23 protein-coding genes are annotated in these 21939 nt (G+C 61.2%); 17 read left to right on the plus strand and 6 right to left on the minus strand.

The genetic code is table 11. The features are described 5' to 3' along the window. Positions 1 to 28: 28 nt before the first annotated feature. From ahpF to AC1IN8_RS14585, 3 genes are all read right to left on the minus strand, one after another. The gene (gene ahpF / locus AC1IN8_RS14575) at positions 29 to 1615 is read right to left on the minus strand and encodes an alkyl hydroperoxide reductase subunit F (protein ID WP_025327256.1); all 1587 of its coding nucleotides are present in this window, start codon (positions 1613 to 1615) and stop codon (positions 29 to 31) included. A 141-nt stretch (positions 1616 to 1756) separates the two neighbouring features. Continuing rightward, complete coding sequence (ahpC, locus tag AC1IN8_RS14580) at positions 1757 to 2323, minus strand: alkyl hydroperoxide reductase subunit C (RefSeq protein ID WP_025327255.1); 567 nt, start codon at positions 2321 to 2323, stop codon at positions 1757 to 1759. A gap of 644 nt (positions 2324 to 2967) precedes the next feature. Continuing rightward, positions 2968 to 3414, minus strand: a complete 447-nt coding sequence (locus tag AC1IN8_RS14585; RefSeq protein WP_025327254.1) for a CBS domain-containing protein — start codon at positions 3412 to 3414, stop codon at positions 2968 to 2970. Between the two features lie 274 nt (positions 3415 to 3688). Here AC1IN8_RS14585 and queA point away from each other — a divergent pair, with 274 nt between their 5' ends. From queA to nlpI, 7 genes are all read left to right on the plus strand, one after another. Further along, on the plus strand, positions 3689 to 4756 hold the full coding sequence (gene queA, locus AC1IN8_RS14590) for a tRNA preQ1(34) S-adenosylmethionine ribosyltransferase-isomerase QueA (RefSeq protein WP_479759365.1): 1068 nt from the start codon (positions 3689 to 3691) through the stop codon (positions 4754 to 4756). Between the two features lie 117 nt (positions 4757 to 4873). Then, positions 4874 to 6010 (plus strand): tRNA guanosine(34) transglycosylase Tgt, encoded by a 1137-nt coding sequence (gene tgt, locus AC1IN8_RS14595; RefSeq protein ID WP_025327252.1) that lies wholly within the window; start codon positions 4874 to 4876, stop codon positions 6008 to 6010. A gap of 50 nt (positions 6011 to 6060) precedes the next feature. Continuing rightward, positions 6061 to 6396 (plus strand): preprotein translocase subunit YajC, encoded by a 336-nt coding sequence (yajC, locus tag AC1IN8_RS14600; protein WP_041205953.1) that lies wholly within the window; start codon positions 6061 to 6063, stop codon positions 6394 to 6396. A gap of 18 nt (positions 6397 to 6414) precedes the next feature. Next, positions 6415 to 8268 carry a protein translocase subunit SecD gene (gene secD / locus AC1IN8_RS14605; protein WP_025327250.1) on the plus strand — a complete coding sequence of 618 codons (1854 nt, stop codon included), beginning with the start codon at positions 6415 to 6417 and terminating at the stop codon, positions 8266 to 8268. Positions 8269 to 8277: 9 nt separating this feature from the next. Continuing rightward, entirely contained in the window at positions 8278 to 9225 is a 948-nt protein-coding gene (secF, locus tag AC1IN8_RS14610; protein WP_479759367.1) for a protein translocase subunit SecF, read from the plus strand. A 92-nt stretch (positions 9226 to 9317) separates the two neighbouring features. Then, entirely contained in the window at positions 9318 to 9686 is a 369-nt protein-coding gene (locus tag AC1IN8_RS14615; RefSeq protein ID WP_479759369.1) for a rhodanese-like domain-containing protein, read from the plus strand. Positions 9687 to 9776: 90 nt separating this feature from the next. Further along, positions 9777 to 10709: a lipoprotein NlpI gene (gene nlpI, locus AC1IN8_RS14620; protein ID WP_307764782.1), complete on the plus strand. Its 933-nt coding sequence runs from the start codon at positions 9777 to 9779 to the stop codon at positions 10707 to 10709. A gap of 73 nt (positions 10710 to 10782) precedes the next feature. Here nlpI and AC1IN8_RS14625 read toward each other — a convergent pair whose 3' ends face one another. Both AC1IN8_RS14625 and ubiU read right to left on the minus strand, forming a co-directional pair. Beyond that, positions 10783 to 11655 carry a U32 family peptidase gene (locus tag AC1IN8_RS14625; protein ID WP_479759371.1) on the minus strand — a complete coding sequence of 291 codons (873 nt, stop codon included), beginning with the start codon at positions 11653 to 11655 and terminating at the stop codon, positions 10783 to 10785. 12 nt (positions 11656 to 11667) lie between these two features. After that, the gene (gene ubiU / locus AC1IN8_RS14630) at positions 11668 to 12663 is read right to left on the minus strand and encodes a ubiquinone anaerobic biosynthesis protein UbiU (RefSeq protein WP_139434245.1); all 996 of its coding nucleotides are present in this window, start codon (positions 12661 to 12663) and stop codon (positions 11668 to 11670) included. A 190-nt stretch (positions 12664 to 12853) separates the two neighbouring features. Here ubiU and ubiT point away from each other — a divergent pair, with 190 nt between their 5' ends. After that, the gene (ubiT, locus tag AC1IN8_RS14635; RefSeq protein WP_479759373.1) at positions 12854 to 13369 is read left to right on the plus strand and encodes a ubiquinone anaerobic biosynthesis accessory factor UbiT; all 516 of its coding nucleotides are present in this window, start codon (positions 12854 to 12856) and stop codon (positions 13367 to 13369) included. Here the strand turns inward: ubiT and AC1IN8_RS14640 are convergent. Beyond that, the gene (locus tag AC1IN8_RS14640) at positions 13334 to 13750 is read right to left on the minus strand and encodes a hypothetical protein (protein WP_202045948.1); all 417 of its coding nucleotides are present in this window, start codon (positions 13748 to 13750) and stop codon (positions 13334 to 13336) included. The genes ubiT and AC1IN8_RS14640 overlap by 36 nt on opposite strands. A 184-nt stretch (positions 13751 to 13934) precedes the next feature. On the opposite strand from AC1IN8_RS14640, the gene trmJ reads away from it, so the two are divergent. The 9 genes from trmJ (at position 13935) to pepB (ending at position 21604) form a co-directional block, all read left to right on the plus strand. Continuing rightward, entirely contained in the window at positions 13935 to 14669 is a 735-nt protein-coding gene (gene trmJ, locus AC1IN8_RS14645; protein ID WP_479759374.1) for a tRNA (cytosine(32)/uridine(32)-2'-O)-methyltransferase TrmJ, read from the plus strand. Positions 14670 to 14762: 93 nt separating this feature from the next. After that, positions 14763 to 15266 (plus strand): Fe-S cluster assembly transcriptional regulator IscR, encoded by a 504-nt coding sequence (gene iscR, locus AC1IN8_RS14650; RefSeq protein WP_025327241.1) that lies wholly within the window; start codon positions 14763 to 14765, stop codon positions 15264 to 15266. A gap of 52 nt (positions 15267 to 15318) precedes the next feature. Beyond that, positions 15319 to 16533 (plus strand): IscS subfamily cysteine desulfurase, encoded by a 1215-nt coding sequence (locus AC1IN8_RS14655; protein ID WP_479759376.1) that lies wholly within the window; start codon positions 15319 to 15321, stop codon positions 16531 to 16533. A gap of 54 nt (positions 16534 to 16587) precedes the next feature. Beyond that, positions 16588 to 16971 (plus strand): Fe-S cluster assembly scaffold IscU, encoded by a 384-nt coding sequence (iscU, locus tag AC1IN8_RS14660; RefSeq protein WP_005299770.1) that lies wholly within the window; start codon positions 16588 to 16590, stop codon positions 16969 to 16971. A gap of 15 nt (positions 16972 to 16986) precedes the next feature. Further along, positions 16987 to 17310, plus strand: a complete 324-nt coding sequence (gene iscA, locus AC1IN8_RS14665; protein WP_005324290.1) for an iron-sulfur cluster assembly protein IscA — start codon at positions 16987 to 16989, stop codon at positions 17308 to 17310. Positions 17311 to 17396: 86 nt separating this feature from the next. After that, positions 17397 to 17915, plus strand: coding sequence for a co-chaperone HscB (hscB, locus tag AC1IN8_RS14670; RefSeq protein ID WP_043131709.1), 519 nt, complete (start codon positions 17397 to 17399; stop codon positions 17913 to 17915). A 28-nt stretch (positions 17916 to 17943) separates the two neighbouring features. After that, the gene (gene hscA / locus AC1IN8_RS14675; RefSeq protein ID WP_139434250.1) at positions 17944 to 19800 is read left to right on the plus strand and encodes a Fe-S protein assembly chaperone HscA; all 1857 of its coding nucleotides are present in this window, start codon (positions 17944 to 17946) and stop codon (positions 19798 to 19800) included. Position 19801: 1 nt separating this feature from the next. Continuing rightward, positions 19802 to 20140 (plus strand): ISC system 2Fe-2S type ferredoxin, encoded by a 339-nt coding sequence (gene fdx, locus AC1IN8_RS14680; protein WP_005324284.1) that lies wholly within the window; start codon positions 19802 to 19804, stop codon positions 20138 to 20140. Positions 20141 to 20299: 159 nt separating this feature from the next. Continuing rightward, on the plus strand, positions 20300 to 21604 hold the full coding sequence (gene pepB, locus AC1IN8_RS14685) for an aminopeptidase PepB (RefSeq protein ID WP_479759379.1): 1305 nt from the start codon (positions 20300 to 20302) through the stop codon (positions 21602 to 21604). The last annotated feature ends 335 nt before the right edge of the window (positions 21605 to 21939 follow it).

Genomic DNA, 21939 nt, shown 5'->3' on the forward strand with positions numbered 1-21939 from the left:
GTCGGCTTTTTGTCGGGCGATGAGCCCGTCAGGCGGTCACGGCCTCGCTCTTGGCCGCAGCGGCTTCCGGCGCCGCATTGCGGATGAGGTAATCGAAGGCCCCCAGGGCTGCGGTGGCACCGGCGCCCATGGAGATGATGATCTGCTTGAACGGCACCGTAGTGGCATCCCCTGCGGCGTAGACGCCGGGCAGGGAGGTAGCGCCCTTGGTGTCGATCTCTATTTCGCCGAAGCGGGTCAGGGCGACTTCGCTCCCCTTGAGGAACTCGGTGTTCGGGACCAGACCTATCTGCACGAAGATGCCAGCCACCGCCAGGTGCTTGATCTCACCTGTGGTGCGATCCTCGTAGTCCATGCCCACCACCTTGCTGCCGTCACCGATGACTTCCGTGGTGCGGGCGCTCATGATGATGTCGATGTTGCCCATGGAGCGAGCCTTCTTCTGCAGCACCTCGTCGGCGCGCAGGGTATCGGCGAACTCCACCACGGTGACGTGCTCGACGATACCGGCGAGATCGATGGCCGCTTCGATGCCGGAGTTACCGCCACCAATCACCGCCACCCGCTTGCCCTTGAAGAAGGGGCCGTCGCAGTGGGGGCAGTAGGCCACGCCCTTGGTGCGGTATTCGAGCTCCCCCGGCACGTTCAGATCGCGCCAGCGGGCGCCGGTCGCCAGGATCACGGCGCGGCTCTTCAAGGTGGCACCGGAGGCGAGATCCACGTTCACATAGCCATCCTTGCTGATGGCGGCGGCACGCTGCTCGGTGATCACCTCCACGCCGTACTGCTTGACGTGCTGCTCCAGGCTCGCGGCCAGCTTGGGGCCCTCGGTGTAGGGCACGGAGATGAAGTTCTCGATGCCGACGGTATCCATCACCTGACCGCCGAAGCGTTCGGCGACGATGGCGGTGCGGATCCCCTTGCGGGCGGCATAGATGGCGGCTGCGGCGCCAGCCGGGCCACCGCCCACTACCAGCACGTCGTAGGGTGCCTTTTCGCTCAGCTCTTGCGCCTTGCGCTCTGCCGCGCCGGTATCGAGTTTGGCGACGATCTCTTCGAGCGAGGTACGGCCCTGGCTGAACGGCTGGCCGTTCAGGTAGACGTTCGGGACCGCCATGATCTGACGCTCGTTCACCTCGTCCTGGAACAGGGCACCGTCGATCATGGTGTGGGTGATGCCGGGGTTCAGGGTGGCCATCAGGTTCAGGGCCTGTACCACGTCAGGGCAGTTGTGGCAGGAGAGGGAGATATAGGTCTCGAAGTGGAACTCGCCCTTGAGGTTTTTCACCTGCTCCAGCACGGCCGGATCGGCCTTGGAGGGGTGGCCGCCGCTTTGCAGCAGGGCGAGCACCAGGGAGGTAAATTCATGACCCATGGGGATGCCGGCAAAATGCACGCGCGGTGCCTGGCCTTGTGGCGCCACGCTCATGGAAGGCTTGCGGGCAGCTGTGCCATCGGTCATGGAAATCTTGGGGGACATCTCTGCTATCTCGTTGGCCAATGCCAGGAGCTCTGCGGATTTGTCGCTGTCATTGCCGGACACGCTGATCTCGATGGGATTGACGATGTACTGCAAGTAACCGTTGAGTTGTTGTTTGAGGTTGGTATCTAACATGGTCGAATTCCTTCTTGTTATGGCGGTCGGCACTATTAATGAATACAGAAAGCACTGGATGCAAAAAACAGTGAATGCAGAAAGCGCTGGGCCAGAAAGCAGACCGGCCCTTGAGTGGGCCGGTCTTGGAGAGCAGGAGGCTTAGATTTTGCCTACCAGATCCAGGGACGGGGCCAGGGTGGCATCGCCTTCTTGCCATTTGGCCGGGCACACTTCACCCGGGTGAGCGGCAACGTACTGGGCAGCCTTGACCTTGCGCAGCAGCTCCAGAGCGTCACGGCCGATACCGCCGGCGTTGATTTCAACGATCTGGATGACACCGTTCGGGTCGATGACGAAGGTACCGCGGTCAGCCAGGCCAGCTTCTTCGATCATCACGCCGAAGTTGCGGGTGATGGTGCCGGTCGGGTCGCCGATCATCGGGTACTGGATCTTCTTGATGGTGTCAGAAGTGTCGTGCCAGGCCTTGTGAGTGAAGTGGGTGTCGGTGGAGACGGCGTAGATCTCGACGCCCAGCTTCTTGAAGGAAGCGTAGTTGTCAGCTAGATCGCCCAGCTCGGTCGGGCAAACGAAGGTGAAGTCAGCCGGGTAGAAGAAGACCACGGACCACTTGCCTTTCAGGTCAGCGTCAGACACCTGAACGAATTTGCCATTGTGGTAGGCGGTAGCGTTGAACGGCTTGATTTCGGTGTTGATATAGGTAGACATGTATTTGCTCCTTGGTGATGTACATATGCCCGTCTGGTCGTGAAGTGCTTGGCCAGGCGAGGCGCTTAACTTTCGATGGAGGCATCATAGGGCTTTTCTCTAATCGGTCAAAGCCACAATTTTGAATCACTTAAATCTACTTATTAGATAGCCCATCGCAACTGTACCTAATATGAATATCTCAGGCCTTCAGAGATAACTCATTGTCGAAGTTCAATTTCTGTCCTCCATGTCACATTTTCAAGTCCCGGATGGCAACTTGTTTTATGCCGGAGGTGATGAGAGGCGTACTGAAGGCGCGTCGGGGCAGAGGGGGAGGGGGTGAGAGACGGGCAAAAAAAATCCCGGCGCCGTCGCACAGACAGGGCCGGGTCATCAAACAAGGAATGGCGATATAAAAATGCTTTACAGCAAAGACTAACTACGGGGTGTGCAAACTTGCAGACATATGAAGAGAAGACATCGGGTGCACAATCCTCATCTCCTCTTCGGCAACCATTGCATGGACGGCATCATAGTGTGATGAAGATCACAAAGCAAGTTTATGGTGTAATTTTTCAGTCAAACTGAAAGTGTTTCAGCTATTTAGCCGATTAATCAGGCTGAAAACGCTTTTATTGTAATTTTATTACAGTTTTTAGTGATCAGAAATCAGCGGGTGGCTCCTGCTCCTCCATCAGCTCCAGCAGATTGATGGCGACAGTGATGAAGTCCGATTCCGTGACTATGCCCACCAGCTTGCGTCCCCGCACCACCGGCAGGCAGCCATATTTGTGGCGCTGCAGGTAGAGGGCCGCCTCCTTGATGCCGGCGTGGGGATCCACGCTCGCCACCTGGCGGGTCATGATCTCGTCGAGCTGGACGCTGTCGGTGAATTCCGCCTCCCGCTCCGGATTGATCAGTAGCAGCTTGGAGTCGCGGGTTGCCAGGATGTCGGAGAGGGTGACCAGCCCCAGCAGATGCAGGTGCTCGTCGACGATGGGGATGTGGCGGATCTGCTCCTGCTGCATCAGCTCCATCGCCTGCTTGACGCTGTTCTGCGGCCCCAGGGTGAAGGGGTGTTCGGTCATGATTTCAGTCAGGGTCATCATGGTGGGCCTCCTTGTGTCTCTGATCTCACCCTAGCTCAGCTCCTGGCCGTGGAACCTGATCAGGGTCAATACAGATCATTAAAGAATCATTAACCCAGGGTTGTTGGCTCGGCGGGGTACAAATTGGCGTCCAAGCGCCCGTGTCGGCACGCCAAGGGCCCCCAAGGCTCGCAAAAAGAGCGCTATCCCTTGCCGGCCTTGGGTTTTTGGTCTTTTGGGTTGCCTTGGCAGAGGGGGATAACTAGACTAGCCGCCGATTCCCCCGAGGTGAAAGATGCAAGTATCCGATTTTCATTTTGATCTGCCAGACGAGCTGATTGCCCGCTATCCGATGGCAGAGCGCACCGCCAGCCGCCTGTTGCAGCTCGATGGTCAAAGCGGCGCCCTGCGCCACGGTCAATTTGTGGATGTGCTGGACCAGCTCAACCCGGGCGACCTGCTGGTGTTCAACAACACCCGAGTCATTCCGGCGCGCATGTTTGGCCAGAAGGCCAGCGGCGGCAAGCTGGAAGTGCTGGTGGAGCGCATTCTGGACGAGCACAGCGTGCTGGCCCATGTCCGCTCCTCCAAGTCTCCCAAGCCCGGCACTCGCCTCATCCTGGATGGCGGCCCCGATGGGGAGAAGGTGGAGGCCGAGATGCGCGCCCGCCACGATGCCCTGTTCGAGATCCACTTCCTGGACCCCCGCCCCGTGCTTGAGATCCTGGAGGCCATCGGCCACATGCCGCTGCCCCCCTATATCGACCGTCCCGACGAGGATGCCGACAAGGAGCGTTACCAGACCGTCTACAACCAGAAGCCGGGCGCCGTGGCGGCGCCGACCGCCGGGTTGCACTTCGACGAGCCGCTGCTCGAGAAAATTCGTGCCAAGGGCGTGGAAACGGCTTTCGTGACCCTGCACGTGGGGGCGGGCACCTTCCAGCCGGTGCGGGTGGAGAAGATTGAAGACCACCACATGCACTCCGAATACGCCGAAGTGCCCCAGGAGGTGGTGGACGCCATCGCCGCGACCCGCGCCCGCGGTGGACGGGTGATTGCGGTGGGGACCACCTCGGTGCGATCCCTCGAGAGCGCGGCCAAGGTGACCCTGGCCCAGGGCAAGCCGTTGGCGCCGTTTTTCAGCGACACCGACATCTTCATCTTCCCGGGTTACCAGTTCCAGCTGGTCGATGCCATGGTCACCAACTTCCACCTGCCCGAATCCACCCTGATCATGCTGGTCAGCGCCTTCGCGGGGTACGACAACGTGATGGCGGCCTATCAGGCGGCAGTGGAAGAGCAGTACCGTTTCTTCAGCTACGGGGACGCCATGTTTGTCACCCGTCGCCAGGTCGAGGCATAAGCCTTAGCCTTCAGAAGCCGTTCAGGGAGGCCTTGTCAGGATCCTGGCCGGTTTCTTGTATCGGGCCCATGGGGCCCTCCGCTGTCAGACTGTTTCTCTGACTGAATAGAGGTAGCAATGAAATTTGAACTGAAAACCACAGATGGTCGCGCCCGTCGCGGTCAGCTGGTATTCGAGCGCGGTGTGGTCCAGACCCCGGCCTTCATGCCGGTCGGCACCTACGGCACCGTCAAGGGGATGACCCCGGAAGAGGTGCGCGAGACCGGTGCCCAGATCCTGCTTGGCAACACCTTCCACCTCTGGCTGCGGCCGGGTCAGGCGGTGATGCGCGCCCACGGGGATCTGCATGACTTCATGAACTGGCAGGGCCCCATCCTCACCGACTCCGGTGGTTTCCAGGTGTTCAGCCTGGGTCACATTCGCAAGATCACCGAGGAGGGGGTGCACTTCCGTCATCCCATCAACGGCGAGAAGATCTTCCTCGACCCCGAGAAATCCATGGAGATCCAGTACGATCTGGGCTCCGACATCGTGATGATCTTCGACGAGTGCACGCCCTATCCGGCGACCTACGAAGAGGCGCGCAAGTCCATGGAGATGTCCCTGCGCTGGGCCAAGCGCTCCCGCGACAAGTTCGATGCCCTTGGCAACAAGAACGCCCTGTTCGGCATCATCCAGGGCTCCGTCTACGAGCCGCTGCGGGATGTCTCCCTGGACGGTCTGCTGGAAATAGGCTTCGACGGCTATGCGGTCGGCGGTCTGGCGGTGGGTGAGCCCAAGGAAGACATGCATCGCATCCTGGATCACGTCTGCCCGAAGATCCCGGCCGACAAGCCGCGCTACCTGATGGGGGTGGGCAAGCCCGAAGATCTGGTGGAAGGGGTGCGCCGCGGCATCGACATGTTCGATTGCGTGATGCCGACCCGCAACGCCCGCAACGGTCATCTGTTCACCACGGACGGGGTGGTCAAGATCCGCAACGCCAAGTATCGCGAGGACACCAGCACCCTGGATGCGGACTGCGACTGCTACACCTGCAAGAACTACACCCGCAGCTATCTGTACCATCTGGACAAGTGCAACGAGATCCTCGGTGCCCGTCTGAATACCATTCATAACCTGCGTTATTACCAGCGTGTGATGCAGGGTTTGCGGGACGCGATCGAGCAGGGTAAATTAGACGACTTTGTAACTGAGTTTTACCGTCGGCAAGGGAAGCCCGTGCCTCCGTTAACTGAAAATGACGTGAAATAACAACGACATATAAGTTAGTTTTCAAATCTACATCAATAAGAGGTTGTTAAATGAGCATTATCTCCAAGGCGTATGCAGAAGGCGCAGCTCCGGGTGCACAGGGTGGTGGCATGGAAATGATCATCATGCTGGCCGTGTTTGGCCTCATCTTCTATTTCATGATCTACCGTCCCCAGGCCAAGCGCGCCAAGACTCATCGCGATCTGATGAGCTCCCTGGCCAAGGGTGACGAAGTGCTCACCTCAGGTGGCCTGGTCGGCAAGATCGCCAAGGTCTCCGCCGATAGCGACTACATAGTGCTGGCCCTGAACGATCAGACCCAGGTCACCATCAAGCGTGATTTCGTCTCTGCCGTTCTGCCCAAGGGTTCTATCCAGTCCCTTTAATCTCCCGAGGAGCACAGCGTGTTAAATCGCTATCCGCTGTGGAAATACCTGATGGTGATCGTCGTGATCGCCATCGGTTTTCTATATGCAGCCCCCAATCTTTACGGCGAAGACCCGGCCTTGCAGGTATCTGCCAGCCGTGGTGCCGAAGTCAAACTAGAGACGCTCGATCAGGTGAAGGAGACGCTCGAAGCGGCTCAGATCCCGGTCAAACATGCTGCGTTCGAACACGGTTTCATTCTGATCCGGTTTACCAATACCGAAGACCAGCTCAAGGCACGTGACATCGTCGCCAACAAGCTGGGCGACAACTTCATCACTGCCCTCAACCTGGCACCTTCCACCCCTGCCTGGCTCGAAGCCATCGGCGCTGCTCCCCTCAAGCTGGGTCTGGACCTGCGCGGTGGTGTGCACTTCCTGATGGAAGTGGACATGGCCGAGGCGCTGACCAAGCAGCAAGAGCAGATGGTGCAGGATTTCCGCTCCGAGCTGCGCACCCAGAAGATCCGTTACTCCGGCGTACGCCGGGTGGGTGATCAGGTGCAGGTGGTGTTCCGCGAGGAGGCCGATCAGGCCAAGGCGGCCTCTTTCCTGCGTCGGCAGAATCCGGATCTCACCTTCACCACCGAGCAGAAAGGGGATGACTTCATCCTGCTGGCCGGCTTGAGTGAAGCCAAGATCAAGGAAGTGAAGAAGTACGCCCTCGAGCAGAACATCACCATCATCCGCAACCGGGTGAACGAGCTGGGTGTGGCCGAGCCGCTGGTACAACAGCAGGGTGCCGAGCGCATCGTGGTGGAGCTGCCCGGTATCCAGGACACCGCCCGTGCCAAGGAGATCCTGGGGGCCACCGCGACCCTGGAGTTCCACATGGTCGATGAGGCCGCCGACATCCAGGCCGCTGCTGCAGGCCGGGTGCCGCCGAGCTCCAAGGTCTACAACGATCGCAACGGTCGTCCCGTGGTGCTGCAAAAGCGCGTGATCCTGACAGGTGACCACATAGTGGGTGCCCAGTCCGGTTTCGATGAATACAGCCGTCCCCAGGTCAACATCAAGCTCGATGGCCAGGGTGGCAACAAGATGGCCAACTTTACCAAGGACAACGTCGGTAAGGGCATGGCCACCGTCTTCATCGAGTACAAGCCGGTGGGTCAACCCGGTCCGGACGGCAAGCGCAAGTTCCGCAAGCAGGAGGAGGTGATCAACGTCGCCACCATCCAGTCGCGCCTTGGCAGCCAGTTCCGCATCACCGGCATCGACAACGCCAACGAAGCCCACAACCTGGCGCTGCTGCTGCGTGCCGGTGCCCTGATAGCCCCCATCCAGATCGTCGAAGAGCGCACCATAGGCCCGAGCCTGGGTCAGCAGAACATCGACAGCGGGATGGAAGCCATCGGCTGGGCCATGCTGGTGATAGTGCTGTTCATGGGGATCTACTACCGTGCGTTCGGTTGGGTGGCCAATCTGGCCCTCTCCATGAACCTGGTGCTGATCGTCGGCATCATGTCGATGATACCGGGGGCCACCATGACCCTGCCGGGTATCGCCGGTATCGTGCTGACGCTGGGCATGGCGGTGGATGCGAACGTGCTGATCTACGAGCGTATTCGTGAAGAGATCCGCAACGGCCGCGGGGTGCAGCAGGCCATCCACATGGGCTTTGACCGCGCCTTCTCGACCATCGCCGACTCGAACGTTACCTCGCTCATCACCTGTGTGATCCTGTTTGGCATCGGCACCGGCGCCATCAAGGGCTTCGCCCTGACCCTGGGCATAGGTCTGACCGCCTCCATGTTTACGGCCATTACTGTATCCCGCGCCATCATCAACCTGGCCTGGGGCGGACGGCGCATCGACAAGCTGCCGATCTAAGGAAGAGACATGTTTCAGATCCTACATTTTGAAAAGCCCATCCCCTTCATGCGTTTCGCCAGGTCGGGAATGGTGTTCTCTGCCTTGCTGACGATGCTCGCCCTGTTCTGCCTGTTCGATCGTGGCCTGAACTGGGGGCTGGACTTTACCGGGGGCACCACCATAGAAGTGGGGTTCCAGCAATCGGTGAGCCTGGACAAGATGCACGAAGCGCTGGACGAGCAGAAGATTGAAGGGGCGACCCTGCAGTTCTTCGGCTCCAGCCGCGACGTGCTGGTGCGCATGGCTCCCCAAGAGGGGGTCAAGGTCGAGCAGCAGGGCAACGAGGTACTGGCAGCCGCCAAGCTGATCGACGAGGGCGCCGTGCTCAAGCGGGTCGAGTTCGTCGGTCCTTCGGTGGGTGACGAGCTGGCGACAGACGGTGCCCTGGCCATGCTGGCCTCCATCCTCTGTATCCTGGCCTACGTGGCGGTGCGGTTCGAGTGGCGTCTGGCCATGGGGGGCATCCTCTCCCTGGCCCACGACGTCATCATCACCCTCGGCATCTTCGCCTACTTCCAGTACGAGTTCGACCTGACCGTGCTGGCGGCGCTGATGACCCTGGTGGGCTACTCCCTGAACGACACCATAGTGGTGTTCGACCGGGTGCGGGAGAATTTCCGCAAGGTGCGTCGGGGGGATACCGCCGAGATCATGGATCTCTCCATGACCGAGACCCTGAGCCGGACCATCATCACCTCGGGGTTGACCTTCGTGGTGGTGGTGGCGCTGCTGCTCAAGGGTGGCCCGCTGATCCACGGTTTTGCCATCGCCATGGTGATAGGGGTGGCCTTCGGGACCTACTCCTCCATCTATGTGGCGAGTGCCTCTGCCATGTTCTTCGGGGTCAAGCGGGAGCACATGCTGCCGACCCAGGTGGAAAAAGAAGGGGCGGATCAGCAAGAGATCCTGCCGTAACAGACAAGGGCGCCACAAGGCGCCCTTTCTCTTGGGGCGCGGCTGAGTCATTATGCTCCCCAGCCCCCATCCTCAAATGCAAGGAGCAAGCCATGCAACACAATCCCCGTTTTCTGGCTCTGGTAGAGGCCATTCGCCCGCAGATACGGGAAACCGACGTGCACCAGATCAGGCGCTGGCAGGAAGAAGGCCGTGTTTTTCACCTGATCGATGTGCGGGAAGATAACGAGTGGGCGACCGGGCACCTGCCGGGGGCCGAACACCTGGGCCGCGGTGTGATGGAGCGGGACATCGAGACCCGTTTTCCCGATCCCGACACCGAGCTCTACCTCTATTGTGGTGGGGGATTTCGCTCCATCCTGGCGGCGGACAACCTGCGGAAGATGGGGTATTCCCGGGTGGTCAGCGTCGATGGAGGCTTTCGTGGTTGGCGTGATGCCGGATACCCTGTCGAATCCTGATTTATTTGAGGGATAGGGGTTGCGCCACATGACAAAAGGCCGGTTGACCTTTACCATATGCGGGGTCAAGCGTAAGCGTCGGAGTGTTCATTGAACGTCAGGATAGGGATTGGATACCTCACCGGTATCCTGTTGTTGCTCCCCATGTGGGGATGCAGCAGTAGCAGTCAGGTTACAGCGCCTCAAGTTCCCAAGCCGCAACCCGCTTCATTGGTATTGGCGACCCCCTTGCAGGTCTCCTACCAGAGCGAGTTGGCCTTGGCGCGACTCGGGCAGATGCTCAGTGAAATGGAATTGACGACCGAACAGCGCGCCGAACTCTTCTATGAGCGTGCCGTGGTGTTTGACCGGGTTGGCCTTCGTTCCCTCGCTCGGCTCGACTTCAACCGCGCCCTGCGGGAGAAGCCCGACTTTGCCGAGGCTTACAACTTCATCGGTGTCTATCTGGTTCAGCAACAGAACTATGACGAGGCCTATGAGGCATTCGATTCGGCACTCGAACTCGCCCCGGATTACGATTACGCCTACCTCAACCGTGGCATAGCGCTCTATTACGGCAACAGGCCCGAGCTGGCCACCGCCGACATGAAGCGTTTCTACGAGGCGCAGCCGGAAGATCCCTACCGGGTGATCTGGCTCTATCTGGCCGAGCAGAAGCTCAACGGGCCGGCGGCCATGAGCCGGATGCGCGAGCGGCTGAACAAGTATGACGACGACGCCTGGAACTGGGATCTGGTCCGCCTCTATACCGGCGAGATCAACGCCACCCAGCTGATGGGCAACGTGGTGAAAGGGGTGAAGGACAACCGGGAGCTCGCCGAGCGCCTGTGCGAAACCTACTTCTACCTTGGCAAGTTCGAGCTGGCCAAGGGCAACCGCAAGGAAGCCATCAGCTACTTCAAGCTGGCGCTGGCCAACAACGTCTATGACTTCATCGAGCATCGCTATGCCCTGCTCGAGCTGGAGCTGATGGCGCGCAAACCCTTGCCGCCGGGTGCCCAGGGCAAAAACAGCAAAGCGTGAGAAGGGCATCCGCCCCCAGTGAAAAAGGCCTCTTGATGAGGCCTTTTTGCTGTCTGTGACACAGGTTGTACCGCTATTCCACCAGGCTCATGCCGGGGATCTGCCGCCAGTAACCGTTGCAGTCCCGCTCCTGCTGCAGGGGGAGGGGTGCCTGACCCTGCTGGTTGGCCTTGAAACGGGCCAGCATGTCGAGTGTCTCCATCCCTTCGGGGGAGAGGCGCACCACATCCACCAGTCCCGCCATGCCTTCGAGCTCGTTGCCGAGGTTGTAGCAGTAGCCGGACTGGGTCTGGATACCGTTGAGATTGAACACCTTCTGCCCCTCGCGGCTGCTGGCCAGGCGCCCTGTGGGGTAGTGGATGCAGGCGAGCTCGCAGTTGTCCTTGGGCTTGTCGAGGGAGCGGGCGGTAAAACAGCGCGCCGAATAGGCGAGCGGCAGGTGGCCGTAAGCGAACACCTCCACCTCGAACTGCTGGCGGGCCGGCCCCAGATCCTGGCTGAGCTGTACCAGCCAGTCGCGGGAGAGTTCCACCGGCATCACCCAGCGCCGCATCCCCTGCTTGAGCAGCATGCGCAGCACCTCGGCATTGTAGGCATTGATGGCCGGGCCGCACACGAAGGGCAGCCCCGCCTCCCAGGCGAGCTGAACGGCACCGAGATCGTTGGCCTCGACCATGAGATCGCCGTTGTCGACCAGCCGCTTGACCTCCTTGAGCTCAGACGGCGCCGAGATCAGCGCCAGGGTGGAGAGCACGGCCTGCTTGCCCGAGCTCGCCACCTGGCGGGCCAGGGCTATCCAGTCATCCCCTTTCAGTTCGCGGCGCTTGCTGCACACCGTCTCGCCCAGATAGATGATGTCGGCCTGGCTCTGCGCCGCCGCCTCATAGAAGGCCTGGGTATCGGCCTTGGGCCAGTAGAAGAGCAGGGGCCCGAGAGAGAATTGCATGATGTGCTCCTTTTATTGCCACTGGCGATGATAGGCGCCGAGGGTGGTCTGGCTTCCCTCGGAGACGCGGGCAAGCTGGGCATCCCACTCGCTCTTGACGCTGTAGGCGTCGGGGTTGGCCTGATAGGCGTCGATGGCGGCGCGCCAGACCCGGGTCACCTGCTCGACATAGGCGGGGCTGCGCTGGCGGCCCTCGATCTTGACCGACTGGATCCCGGTCTGGAACAGCTCTGGCAACAAGCCGAGGGTGTTGAGGCTGGTAGGCTCCTCCAGGGCGTGATAGGTCTGGCCATCCACCTCGAAACGCCCCTTGCACAGGGTCGGGTAGCCGGCGTTTTCCCCCGGGCCGTAGCGATCGATCAGCACCTCGTTGAGACGGGATTCGAGACCACGGGGGGTCTCCTCCCAGCGCACGAACTTGGCGGGGGAGCAGGCGCCCACGGTATTGGGGCTCTCGCCCGTCATGTAGGAGGATAGATAGCAGCGCCCCTCCGCCATGATGCAGAGGCTGCCGAAGGCGAACACCTCGAGGCCGACATCGGTCTCGCGGGCCAGCTGCCTGACCTGGTGCATGGAGAGCACCCGTGGCAGCACCACCCGGCCGACGTTGAAGTGCTGCTGGTAGAAGCGGATGGCGGCAGCGTTGGTGGCGCTGGCCTGTACCGAGACATGGAGCTCCATGTCGGGATGGTGGCGGCTGGCGTAATCCAGCACGGCGAGATCGGCGATGATGAGGGCATCGGCACCGAGCGCCACCCCTCTGTCCACCGCCTGCTTCCATCTGGCATCCGAGCCCGGGTGGGCGAAGGTGTTGATGGCGATGTGCAGCTTGCGGCCGTGCCGGTGCACATAGTCCACCGCTCTTTCCAGCTTGCTGTCCGTGAAGTTGAGCCCGGCGAAGTGGCGGGCATTGGTGTCATCCTTGAAGCCGATGTAGACGGCATCGGCCCCGTTATCCACGGCTGTCTTCAGTGCCGGCAGGCTGCCTGCCGGGCAGAGTAATTCCATCGGGTACGCTCCGAGAGGGCAAAAATGCAAAAAGTGGCCCGATTGTATGCAGGCTTGGACCCCCGCTTTTTGACCTGAGGCAGCTTTAGGTGGCTTTACCCTTCTTGAGGTAAGTGGGCACAAGTTTGATTTTCAACAGGATCCTGAAAATTGCACTGTGTTTGAATGGGCAAAAAACTGGGAGTTTATCGTGTTTCAACAACTGCAACGCCGCCTGATCGAACAGGCCCCTCGTCTCTTGCGTCATCCCCTCAAGCTGGTGCCCTTCACCCTGCAGCAAAACCTGATGGAGGCCTTGCTGGCGCAGGCGTTCAAGGAAGCCATCCAGGATGGGGATTTCGCCTTCCTGGCGGGCAAGTGGCTCAAAGTAGAGGTATCGGATCTCGAACTCTGCTGGTTCGTCAGCGAGCGAGAGGGAAAACTGGTGGTGGCCCGTGACTGCGAGCGAGCCGATGTCTGCTTCAGCGGCAGCAGCCAGGATCTCATCCTGATTGCCGGTCGCAAGGAGGATCCGGACTCCCTCTTCTTCCAGCGCAGGCTGAAGATAGAAGGGGATACCGAGCTGGGCCTCGAGGTGAAGAACCTGATGGACAGCCTGGATCTCGATGGGCTGCCCGGGCTGATGAAATATCCCCTGATGGATCTGGCTACCCTGATAGCGCGGGTGCGATCAGCGCAGGATCCGCTGCCCGCGTCTATGGCCTGAGCCGCGTCTCAGCTGCAGGGCCAGTCCCCGGGCATGATGGCGGTGACGCCGCCGGGCCCACAGGCAGCGACCAGCCCAGAGACAGGGGAGCAGGGCGAGCAGGGCCGTGGTGTCAGGCAGGCGCAGCAGCACCAGCCCGAGCGCCAGCCACAGGAAGGGCAGGGCCTCGTAGTACCACTCCGGTTGCAGCCAGCGCTTGGCGGGATAGATGACCAGATCGGTGCGCCTGTAGTTGGAGCGCATCATCCAGAGGAGAGCACCCACGGTAAACAGCAGGGTCGCCGCGAGCCAGAGCAGCGGGGAGTGGGCAAAGGACCACAGCAAGGCGGAGAGCAGCAGGTAAAGCAGCGGCAGTTGTTCATAGATCCAGGGGGGAAGCATGAGAGGGTGACTCCGGATAATGCAGCTCGACCCTCTAAGGTTAGCCCTCCCTTTTCCCGCCTTCAGGCCGGTTGGTTATACGAACCATCACTTTTGTTCTGAAATGCGGGGTCAGAAGCGGTGCCAAAATAGCGATTGGTTATGTTACAATTGCGCGCCATTTTTGACTGAAGATTGACTGGGCATGTTGGATCAGATTCGTATCGTGTTGGTAAACACCTCGCACACCGGCAACATGGGGTCTGCGGCGAGAGCCATGAAGACCATGGGGCTGACGCAGCTGGTGTTGGTCGATCCGCAAGCCTTGCCAGATGACGATGCCATCGCCCTGGCGGCGGGGGCCGGCGATGTGCTGGCCAATGCCCGCATAGTCCCGACGCTGGACGACGCCATCGCCGATTGCGGCCTGGTCATCGGCACCAGTGCCCGATCCCGCACCCTGAGCTGGCCCATGCTGGATCCCCGTGAAGCGGGCGAGAAGCTGGTGACGGAAGGGGTGACGCACCCGGTCGCCCTGGTGTTTGGCCGTGAACGCACCGGCCTCACCAACGACGAGCTGCAGAAGTGCCACTACCACGTGGCCATCCCGGCCAATCCCGACTACAGCTCCCTCAATCTGGCCATGGCGGTGCAGACCCTCTGCTACGAGGTGCGCATGCACTGGCTGGAGACACAGGGGTGTGACACGGCGGGCGCAGAGGCGGAGCGGGCCGATTATCCCAGCGCGCAGCAGCTGGAAGGCTTCTATCTGCACCTGGAGCAGACCCTGCAGAAGACAGGTTTCATTGCCGATGATCACCCCGGTCATGTGATGAGCAAGCTGCGTCGTCTGTTCAATCGTGCCCGGCCAGAAGCGATTGAATTGAATATACTGCGGGGCATTCTCACCTCGGTGCAGAAAGCCCGGCCACAGGATTAATCCCGACTGATTTACTCAAGCATATACTTGACTGTTTTAGTCGGGTATGTGACCATGTGCCCATATTGATTTGTTCGCAAGACGGTAAGGCATATGAGACTGACCTCAAAAGGACGTTACGCTGTGACAGCCATGCTAGACGTGGCGTTGCATGCAGAGCAGGGGCCCGTTCCCCTGGCTGATATTTCAGAGCGCCAGGGCATCTCCTTGTCCTATCTGGAACAACTGTTTGCCCGTCTGCGCAAGCATGGATTGGTGAGCAGCGTGCGCGGCCCGGGTGGCGGTTATCGCCTCGGTCTGGCCCCTGGCGAGATCTCGGTAGGTCAGGTGATCACCGCGGTCGATGAGTCGGTCGATGCGACCAAGTGTCTCGGCAAGGGTGGCTGCCACGGCGGTACCCAGTGTCTGACCCACTCCCTGTGGCGTGACTTGAGCGAGCGCATTTCCAGTTTCCTGGGGGACATCACCCTGGCGGAGCTGGTCGGTCAGGCCGATGTGCGCCGCATCGCCGGCAAGCAAGATGAACAAATGAAGACCGTGTTGTCCCTGGTTGACCGGGCAGAACGCGGTGATGTGAGCTTGAAAGTCCAACTATAAACGTGCTTTCCACGACGAGTCGCTGTGTGACCCCGTCGTAACGGAGAAAAACATGAAACTGCCTATTTACCTTGATTATTCGGCAACCTGTCCGGTGGACCCGCGTGTCGCAGAAAAAATGATGCAGTGCCTCACCATGGACGGCCTGTTTGGCAATCCTGCCTCCCGCTCTCACCGTTTCGGCTGGCAGGCCGAAGAGGCGGTGGACCTGGCCCGTAATCAAGTGGCAGAGCTGATTGGTGCAGATCCTCGCGAGATCGTCTTCACCTCCGGCGCGACCGAATCCAACAACCTGGCCATCAAGGGCATAGCCCACTTCTATGCTGGCAAGGGCAAGCACATCATCACCTCCAAGACTGAACACAAGGCGGTGCTCGATACCTGCCGTCAGCTGGAGCGTGAAGGCTACGAGGTAACCTACCTCGAGCCGATGCCCAGCGGCCTGTTCACCCTGGCGCAGATCGAAGGCGCCCTGCGCGATGACACCATCCTGGTCAGCATCATGCACGTCAACAACGAGATCGGCGTGGTGCAAGACATCAACGCCATCGGCGAGCTGTGCCGCTCCCGCAAGGTCCTGCTGCACGTGGACGCGGTCCAGAGCGTGGGCAAGATCCCGGTCGACGTGGAAGCGCTGAAAGTGGATCTGCTCTCCATGTCTGCCCACAAGGTATACGGCCCGAAAGGCATAGGTGCCCTCTACGTGCGCCGCAAGCCGCGGGTGCGCCTGGAAGCCCAGATGCACGGTGGTGGTCATGAGCGCGGCATGCGTTCCGGCACCCTGGCGACTCACCAGATCGTCGGCATGGGCGAGGCCTTCCGCATCGCCAAGGAAGAGATGGCGAGCGAGAGCCAGCACATCATGGCCCTGCGTCAGCGTCTGTGGGACGGCATCAAGAACATCGAAGAAGTCTATATCAACGGCGATCTGGACCAGCGTGTCCCGGGTAACCTGAACGTCAGCTTCGCCTATGTGGAAGGGGAATCCCTCATCATGGCGCTGAAGGATCTGGCTGTCTCTTCCGGTTCGGCCTGTACCTCGGCCAGCCTGGAGCCTTCCTACGTGCTGCGCGCCCTGGGCCTGAACGACGAGTTGGCACACAGCTCCATCCGCTTCAGCATCGGTCGCTTCACCACAGAGGAAGAGATCGACTACGCAATCAAGCTCATCTGCGACTCCATCGGTCGTCTGCGCGAGATGTCCCCCCTGTGGGAGATGTTCAAGGACGGCGTCGATCTGAACACGGTCGAATGGGCACATCACTGATCCTTGCCAGCGTGGCAAGTGTTTGGTGAACAACGGAATTAGCAGGAGTTAGATATGGCTTACAGTGAAAAAGTAATCGACCACTACGAGAATCCCCGCAACGTCGGTGGTTTTGACAAGAACGACCCCAGCATCGCGACCGGCATGGTCGGCGCCCCGGCCTGTGGCGACGTGATGAAGCTGCAACTGAAGATCAGCGACGACGGCATCATCGAAGACGCCAAGTTCAAGACCTACGGCTGTGGCTCCGCCATCGCCTCCAGCTCCCTGGTGACCGAGTGGGTCAAGGGCAAGACCCTGGACGAAGCCGCTGGCATCAAGAACACCGACATCGCCGAAGAGCTGGCCCTGCCACCGGTGAAGATCCACTGCTCCATTCTGGCGGAGGATGCCATCAAGGCCGCCATCGCCGATTACAAGCAGAAGAAAGGTCTCTAAGGTCCGGAGAGCAGTATGGCCATTACCATGACAGATGCCGCAGCGGCACGGGTTTCCTCTTTCATAACCAACCGGGGCAAGGGCATAGGCCTGCGCCTCGGCGTTAAGACCACCGGCTGTTCTGGCCTTGCCTATGTGCTCGAGTTTGTGGATGAGCTGGCCGCTGAGGATCAGGTGTTCGAGCAGAACGGTGTCAAGATCATCGTCGATGCCAAGAGCCTGATCCATCTGGATGGCACCGAGCTGGACTTCGTCAAGGAGGGCCTCAACGAGGGCTTCCAGTTCAACAACCCGAACGCCAAGGGCGAGTGCGGTTGTGGCGAGAGCTTCAGCGTCTAATCGATGAAGCCGGCAGCCTGCTGCCGGCTTTGCCGTTCAAGATGGATGGTGAGCAAGGCACTAGCCTTCGAGTCTGAGGACACAGAATGAATCATTTCGAGCTGTTCGGGCTGGCAGAGGGCTTCGAGCTCGATACCCGCCAGCTGGCAGACACCTACCGCCAGTTGCAAACCCGGTTTCACCCCGATCGTTTTGCCACCGCCCCCGAGCGGGAGCAGTTGGCCGCGGTGCAGCGTGCCGCCCAGATCAACGATGCCTTCACCACCCTCAAGTCCCCCCTGCGCCGAGCCGAATACCTGCTCTCCCTGCGCGGCACCGACATTCGAGGCGAGCAACAGACCCTGCAAGACACCTCTTTCCTGATGCAACAGCTGGAGTGGCGCGAGCGCCTGGCCGAGTTGAAAGGAGAAGCGGATCCTGAGGGGGCCATCGAAGATTTTCGTCGCGAGATCAGGCATGATCACCAGTCTCTGATGCAACGGCTGACCGATGCCCTCACCGCGGGTGAAGATCTGGCGGCGGCCGACTGCGTGCGCAAACTCAAGTTTGTCGACAAGCTCCTCGAGGAGCTGGAACGATTCGAAGACTCGTTGTTCGAGTCTTGACCCTCTAACGCTGGAATTGTGATTACCCATGGCATTACTGCAAATCGCCGAGCCCGGCCAGAGCGCCGCACCTCATCAGCACAAACGTGCCGTAGGCATCGATCTCGGCACCACCAACTCCCTGGTTGCCGCCGTACGCAGCGGCCAGGCCGACACCCTGTGTGACGAGCAGGGGCGCGATCTGCTGCCCTCTGTGGTGCACTATCAAGCTGGCCAGGACGCGGCCATCAGGGTGGGCTTTGACGCCAAGCGCGAAGCCGCCCTCGATCCCCACAACACCATCGTCTCGGTCAAACGGATGATGGGCAAGGCGCTGGCCGACATGGATACCCGTCAGCAGCCTTACGAGTTCGTGGCCGCCGACAACGGCATGCCCCAGATCCAGACCCGCCAGGGGCTGGTCAATCCGGTGCAGGTCTCGGCGGAGATCCTGAAAAAACTGGCCGAGCGCGGCGCCGCCTCCCTGGGGGGCGACCTCGACGGCGTGGTCATCACAGTGCCCGCCTATTTCGACGACGCCCAGCGCCAGGGCACCAAGGATGCGGCCCGTCTGGCCGGCCTGCACGTGCTGCGCCTGCTCAACGAGCCCACCGCCGCCGCCATCGCCTACGGCCTCGACTCCGGTCAGGAAGGGGTGATTGCCGTCTATGACCTCGGTGGCGGCACCTTCGACATCTCCATCCTGCGTCTGCATCGCGGGGTGTTCGAGGTGATGGCCACCGGCGGCGACTCGGCCCTGGGAGGCGATGACTTCGATCACCTGCTGGCGGACTGGATCAAGGCGCAAGCCGGCCTGAGCGGCCAGCTCGATGCCCGCACCCAGCGCGAGCTGCTGGACGTGGCGGCGGCGGTCAAGCACGGCCTGACGGATGCCGACCGCGTTGCCTGCACCTTTGCCGGCTGGCAGGGGGAGGTGAGCCGTAGCCAGTTCGACGAGCTCATCCTGCCGCTGGTCAAGCGCACCCTGCTGGCCTGCCGCCGCGCCTTGCGCGATGCAGGGCTCGAGCAGGTGGAGGTGCTGGAAGTGGTGATGGTGGGGGGCTCCACCCGGGTGCCGCTGGTGCGCGAGCTGGTGGGGGAGTTCTTCCAGCGTACGCCCTTGACCAGCATAGATCCGGACAAGGTGGTGGCCATCGGCGCCGCCATCCAGGCCGACATCCTGGTGGGCAACAAGCCCGATGCCGAGATGCTGCTGCTGGACGTGATCCCGCTCTCTCTCGGTCTTGAGACCATGGGGGGGCTTGCCGAGAAGGTGATCCCGCGCAACACCACCATACCGGTGGCCCGTGCCCAGGAGTTCACCACCTTCAAGGATGGCCAGACTGCCATGGCTATCCACGTGGTGCAGGGAGAACGCGAGCTGGTGGCGGATTGCCGCTCCCTGGCCCGCTTCACCCTGACCGGCATTCCGCCCATGGCGGCCGGCGCCGCCCACATTCGCGTCACCTTCCAGGTGGATGCGGACGGGCTGCTGTCGGTCAGCGCCATGGAGAAATCCTCCGGCGTGCAGGCGGAGATCCAGGTCAAGCCCTCCTATGGCTTGGCGGAAGAGGACATCCTCAGCATGCTGAGCGCCTCCATCGCCAATGCCCAGCAGGACATGGATGCCCGCATGCTGGCGGAGCAGCAGGTCGAAGCCGATCGGGTGGTGGAGAGCCTCAATGCGGCGCTGGCCGCCGATGGCGAGGCGCTGCTGAGTGCCGCCGAGCGTGCCGAGATCGACACCGCGATCACTCATCTGCTGGCCATGCGTGCCACCGGCACAACCAATCAAATCAAAGATGCCATCGAGGCGGCGGATGCCGTCAGTGGCGAGTTTGCGGCCCGTCGCATGGATGCGTCCATTCGCAAGGTGCTGACCGGCCAAAACGTCAACAAGGTGTAATATGCCCAAACTGATCATTCTGCCTCACCCCGAACTCTGTCCGGACGGCGCTGCCCTCGAGGGCGCGACCGGTGAGACCATACTGGACATCGCCCTGCGCAACGGCATCGAGATCGAGCATGCCTGCGAGAAGTCCTGTGCCTGTACCACCTGCCACTGCGTGGTGCGTGAGGGGTTTGACTCCCTCGAGCCGAGCGATGAGCTGGAAGACGACATGCTGGACAAGGCATGGGGACTGGAGCCGGAATCCCGCCTGAGTTGCCAGGCCCGTCTGGCGGACGAGGATCTGGTGGTGGAGCTGCCCAAGTACACCATCAACCTTGCCTCCGAGCGTCATTGATTGACCCGCTAATTACACATGAGTGAATTGCGCGTGCAGCATCCCATGGTGCAGTGATGATATGGTGAAGGCCGTACCCCTCGGGGGAACGGCCTTTTTTGTCTCCGTTACCCCGCGTTGTTAATGAATCGTGCCAAGAAGAAAAGGAAGCAAGAGAAGATGGCTGACATGATGAAGGTACTGTTATCCGCCCAGGCCGCTGCCGCCCACTGGGGTGAAGGCGCCCTGCTCAGTTTCAGCGGTGAGGAGACCCTGATCCACCTGGGGGCCAGCGTCCAGCAGCAGGATGCCCTGCGCACCATTCAGCGGGCGGCCCGCCGACTCGAATCGAGCGGCATCAAGGGGGTGAGCCTGGCCGGTGAGGGCTGGGATCTGGAGCGTCGCTACGCCTTCGCCCAGGGCTTCTATGCCGCCAAAGGGCAGCGTGAACTGGACTTCGGCGAGCAGAGCGCAGCGGATGCCTGCGAGCTGGAGGCGCTGGTCAAGGCGACCCGCTGGGTGCGCGAGGTGACCAACGGTTGCCCGGAAGAGATCTACCCCATGAGCCTGGCGGAGTCCGCCCTGCTGCTGATCCGCGGCCTGGGTGGCGATCAGGTCACCGCCCGCATCACCGCAGGGGAAGCCCTGCGGGAGGCCGGCCATATCGGGATCTGGTCGGTGGGCCGCGGCAGCGAGCGCGAGCCCGTGCTGCTGGAGCTGGACTACAACCCCACCGGGGATCGCAACGCCCCCGTGGTGGCGGCCCTGGTGGGCAAGGGCATCACCTTCGACTCCGGTGGCTACTCCATGAAGTCCTCTGACAACATGCTGCCGATGAAGTCCGACATGGGCGGGGCCGCCATGGTAACCGGCGCCCTGGCGCTCGCCATCAGCCGCGGCCTCGACAAGCGGGTGAAACTCATCCTCTGCTGCGCCGAGAACCTGGTCTCAGGCCACGCCTTCAAGCTCGGTGACATCCTCACCTACAAGAACGGCATCTCGGTGGAGATCCAGAACACCGACGCCGAAGGGCGTCTGGTGCTGGCCGACGGCCTGCTGGCGGCCTCCGACAGCGGCGCCGCCCACATTCTCGATGCCGCCACCCTGACCGGCGCCGCCAAGACGGCGCTGGGCCGCGACTACAACGCCGTGTTTGCCTTAGACGAACGGGAGCAGGCGCGCGCCCTGGCCGCCGCGAAAGCCGAGAACGAGAAGGCCTGGCCCCTGCCGCTGGAACCCTGGCATGTGGGGCAGCTCACCTCGGCCTTCGCCGAGCTGGGCAACGTGGCCTCCGCCGAAGGCACCGCAGGTGCCACCACGGCCGCCGCGTTCTTGTCGCGCTTCGTCCGTGACGAGGGCAAGGGCTGGGTGCACCTGGATCTCGCCGCCTCCTATCAGAAATCCGGCAACGAGCTGTGGGCGACCGGCGCCAAGGGACACGGTCTGCGCACCATAGCGCGCTGGTTGCAGGAGGTTGCTGAATGAACAGCTGTTTGAATCACGAGTGGCGCCGTGAAGTGCACCAGATGCCGGCAGGCCAGGCCTGCGCATCCATGATTGCCCGCTGGTTGCAGGAGGTTGCTGCATGAACATCTGTTTGAATCACGAGTGGCGCCGTGAAGTGCGCCAGATGCCGGCAGGCCAGGCCTGCGCATCCATGATTGCGCGCTGGTTGCAGGAGGTTGCTGCATGAACATCGGTTTGAATCACGAGTGGCGCCGTGAAGTGCGCCAGATGCCGGCAGGCCAGGCCTGCGCATCCATGATTGCGCGCTGGTTGCAGGAGGTTGCCGAATGAACATCGGTTTGAATCACGAGTGG

The sequence above is a fragment of the Aeromonas sp. 130281 genome, assembly GCF_056642115.1.

Excerpts from the sequence above, each read along its gene's own strand:
- ahpF (WP_025327256.1), bottom strand. The coding sequence starts at position 1,615 with ATGTTAGATACCAACCTCAAACAACAACTCAACGGTTACTTGCAGTAC.
- ahpC (WP_025327255.1), bottom strand. The coding sequence starts at position 2,323 with ATGTCTACCTATATCAACACCGAAATCAAGCCGTTCAACGCTACCGCC.
- AC1IN8_RS14585 (WP_025327254.1), bottom strand. The coding sequence starts at position 3,414 with ATGATGACCCTGACTGAAATCATGACCGAACACCCCTTCACCCTGGGG.
- queA (WP_479759365.1), top strand. The coding sequence starts at position 3,689 with ATGCAAGTATCCGATTTTCATTTTGATCTGCCAGACGAGCTGATTGCC.
- tgt (WP_025327252.1), top strand. The coding sequence starts at position 4,874 with ATGAAATTTGAACTGAAAACCACAGATGGTCGCGCCCGTCGCGGTCAG.
- yajC (WP_041205953.1), top strand. The coding sequence starts at position 6,061 with ATGAGCATTATCTCCAAGGCGTATGCAGAAGGCGCAGCTCCGGGTGCA.
- secF (WP_479759367.1), top strand. The coding sequence starts at position 8,278 with ATGTTTCAGATCCTACATTTTGAAAAGCCCATCCCCTTCATGCGTTTC.
- AC1IN8_RS14615 (WP_479759369.1), top strand. The coding sequence starts at position 9,318 with ATGCAACACAATCCCCGTTTTCTGGCTCTGGTAGAGGCCATTCGCCCG.
- AC1IN8_RS14625 (WP_479759371.1), bottom strand. The coding sequence starts at position 11,655 with ATGCAATTCTCTCTCGGGCCCCTGCTCTTCTACTGGCCCAAGGCCGAT.
- ubiU (WP_139434245.1), bottom strand. The coding sequence starts at position 12,663 with ATGGAATTACTCTGCCCGGCAGGCAGCCTGCCGGCACTGAAGACAGCC.
- AC1IN8_RS14640 (WP_202045948.1), bottom strand. The coding sequence starts at position 13,750 with ATGCTTCCCCCCTGGATCTATGAACAACTGCCGCTGCTTTACCTGCTG.
- trmJ (WP_479759374.1), top strand. The coding sequence starts at position 13,935 with ATGTTGGATCAGATTCGTATCGTGTTGGTAAACACCTCGCACACCGGC.
- iscR (WP_025327241.1), top strand. The coding sequence starts at position 14,763 with ATGAGACTGACCTCAAAAGGACGTTACGCTGTGACAGCCATGCTAGAC.
- AC1IN8_RS14655 (WP_479759376.1), top strand. The coding sequence starts at position 15,319 with ATGAAACTGCCTATTTACCTTGATTATTCGGCAACCTGTCCGGTGGAC.
- iscU (WP_005299770.1), top strand. The coding sequence starts at position 16,588 with ATGGCTTACAGTGAAAAAGTAATCGACCACTACGAGAATCCCCGCAAC.
- iscA (WP_005324290.1), top strand. The coding sequence starts at position 16,987 with ATGGCCATTACCATGACAGATGCCGCAGCGGCACGGGTTTCCTCTTTC.
- hscB (WP_043131709.1), top strand. The coding sequence starts at position 17,397 with ATGAATCATTTCGAGCTGTTCGGGCTGGCAGAGGGCTTCGAGCTCGAT.
- hscA (WP_139434250.1), top strand. The coding sequence starts at position 17,944 with ATGGCATTACTGCAAATCGCCGAGCCCGGCCAGAGCGCCGCACCTCAT.
- fdx (WP_005324284.1), top strand. The coding sequence starts at position 19,802 with ATGCCCAAACTGATCATTCTGCCTCACCCCGAACTCTGTCCGGACGGC.
- pepB (WP_479759379.1), top strand. The coding sequence starts at position 20,300 with ATGGCTGACATGATGAAGGTACTGTTATCCGCCCAGGCCGCTGCCGCC.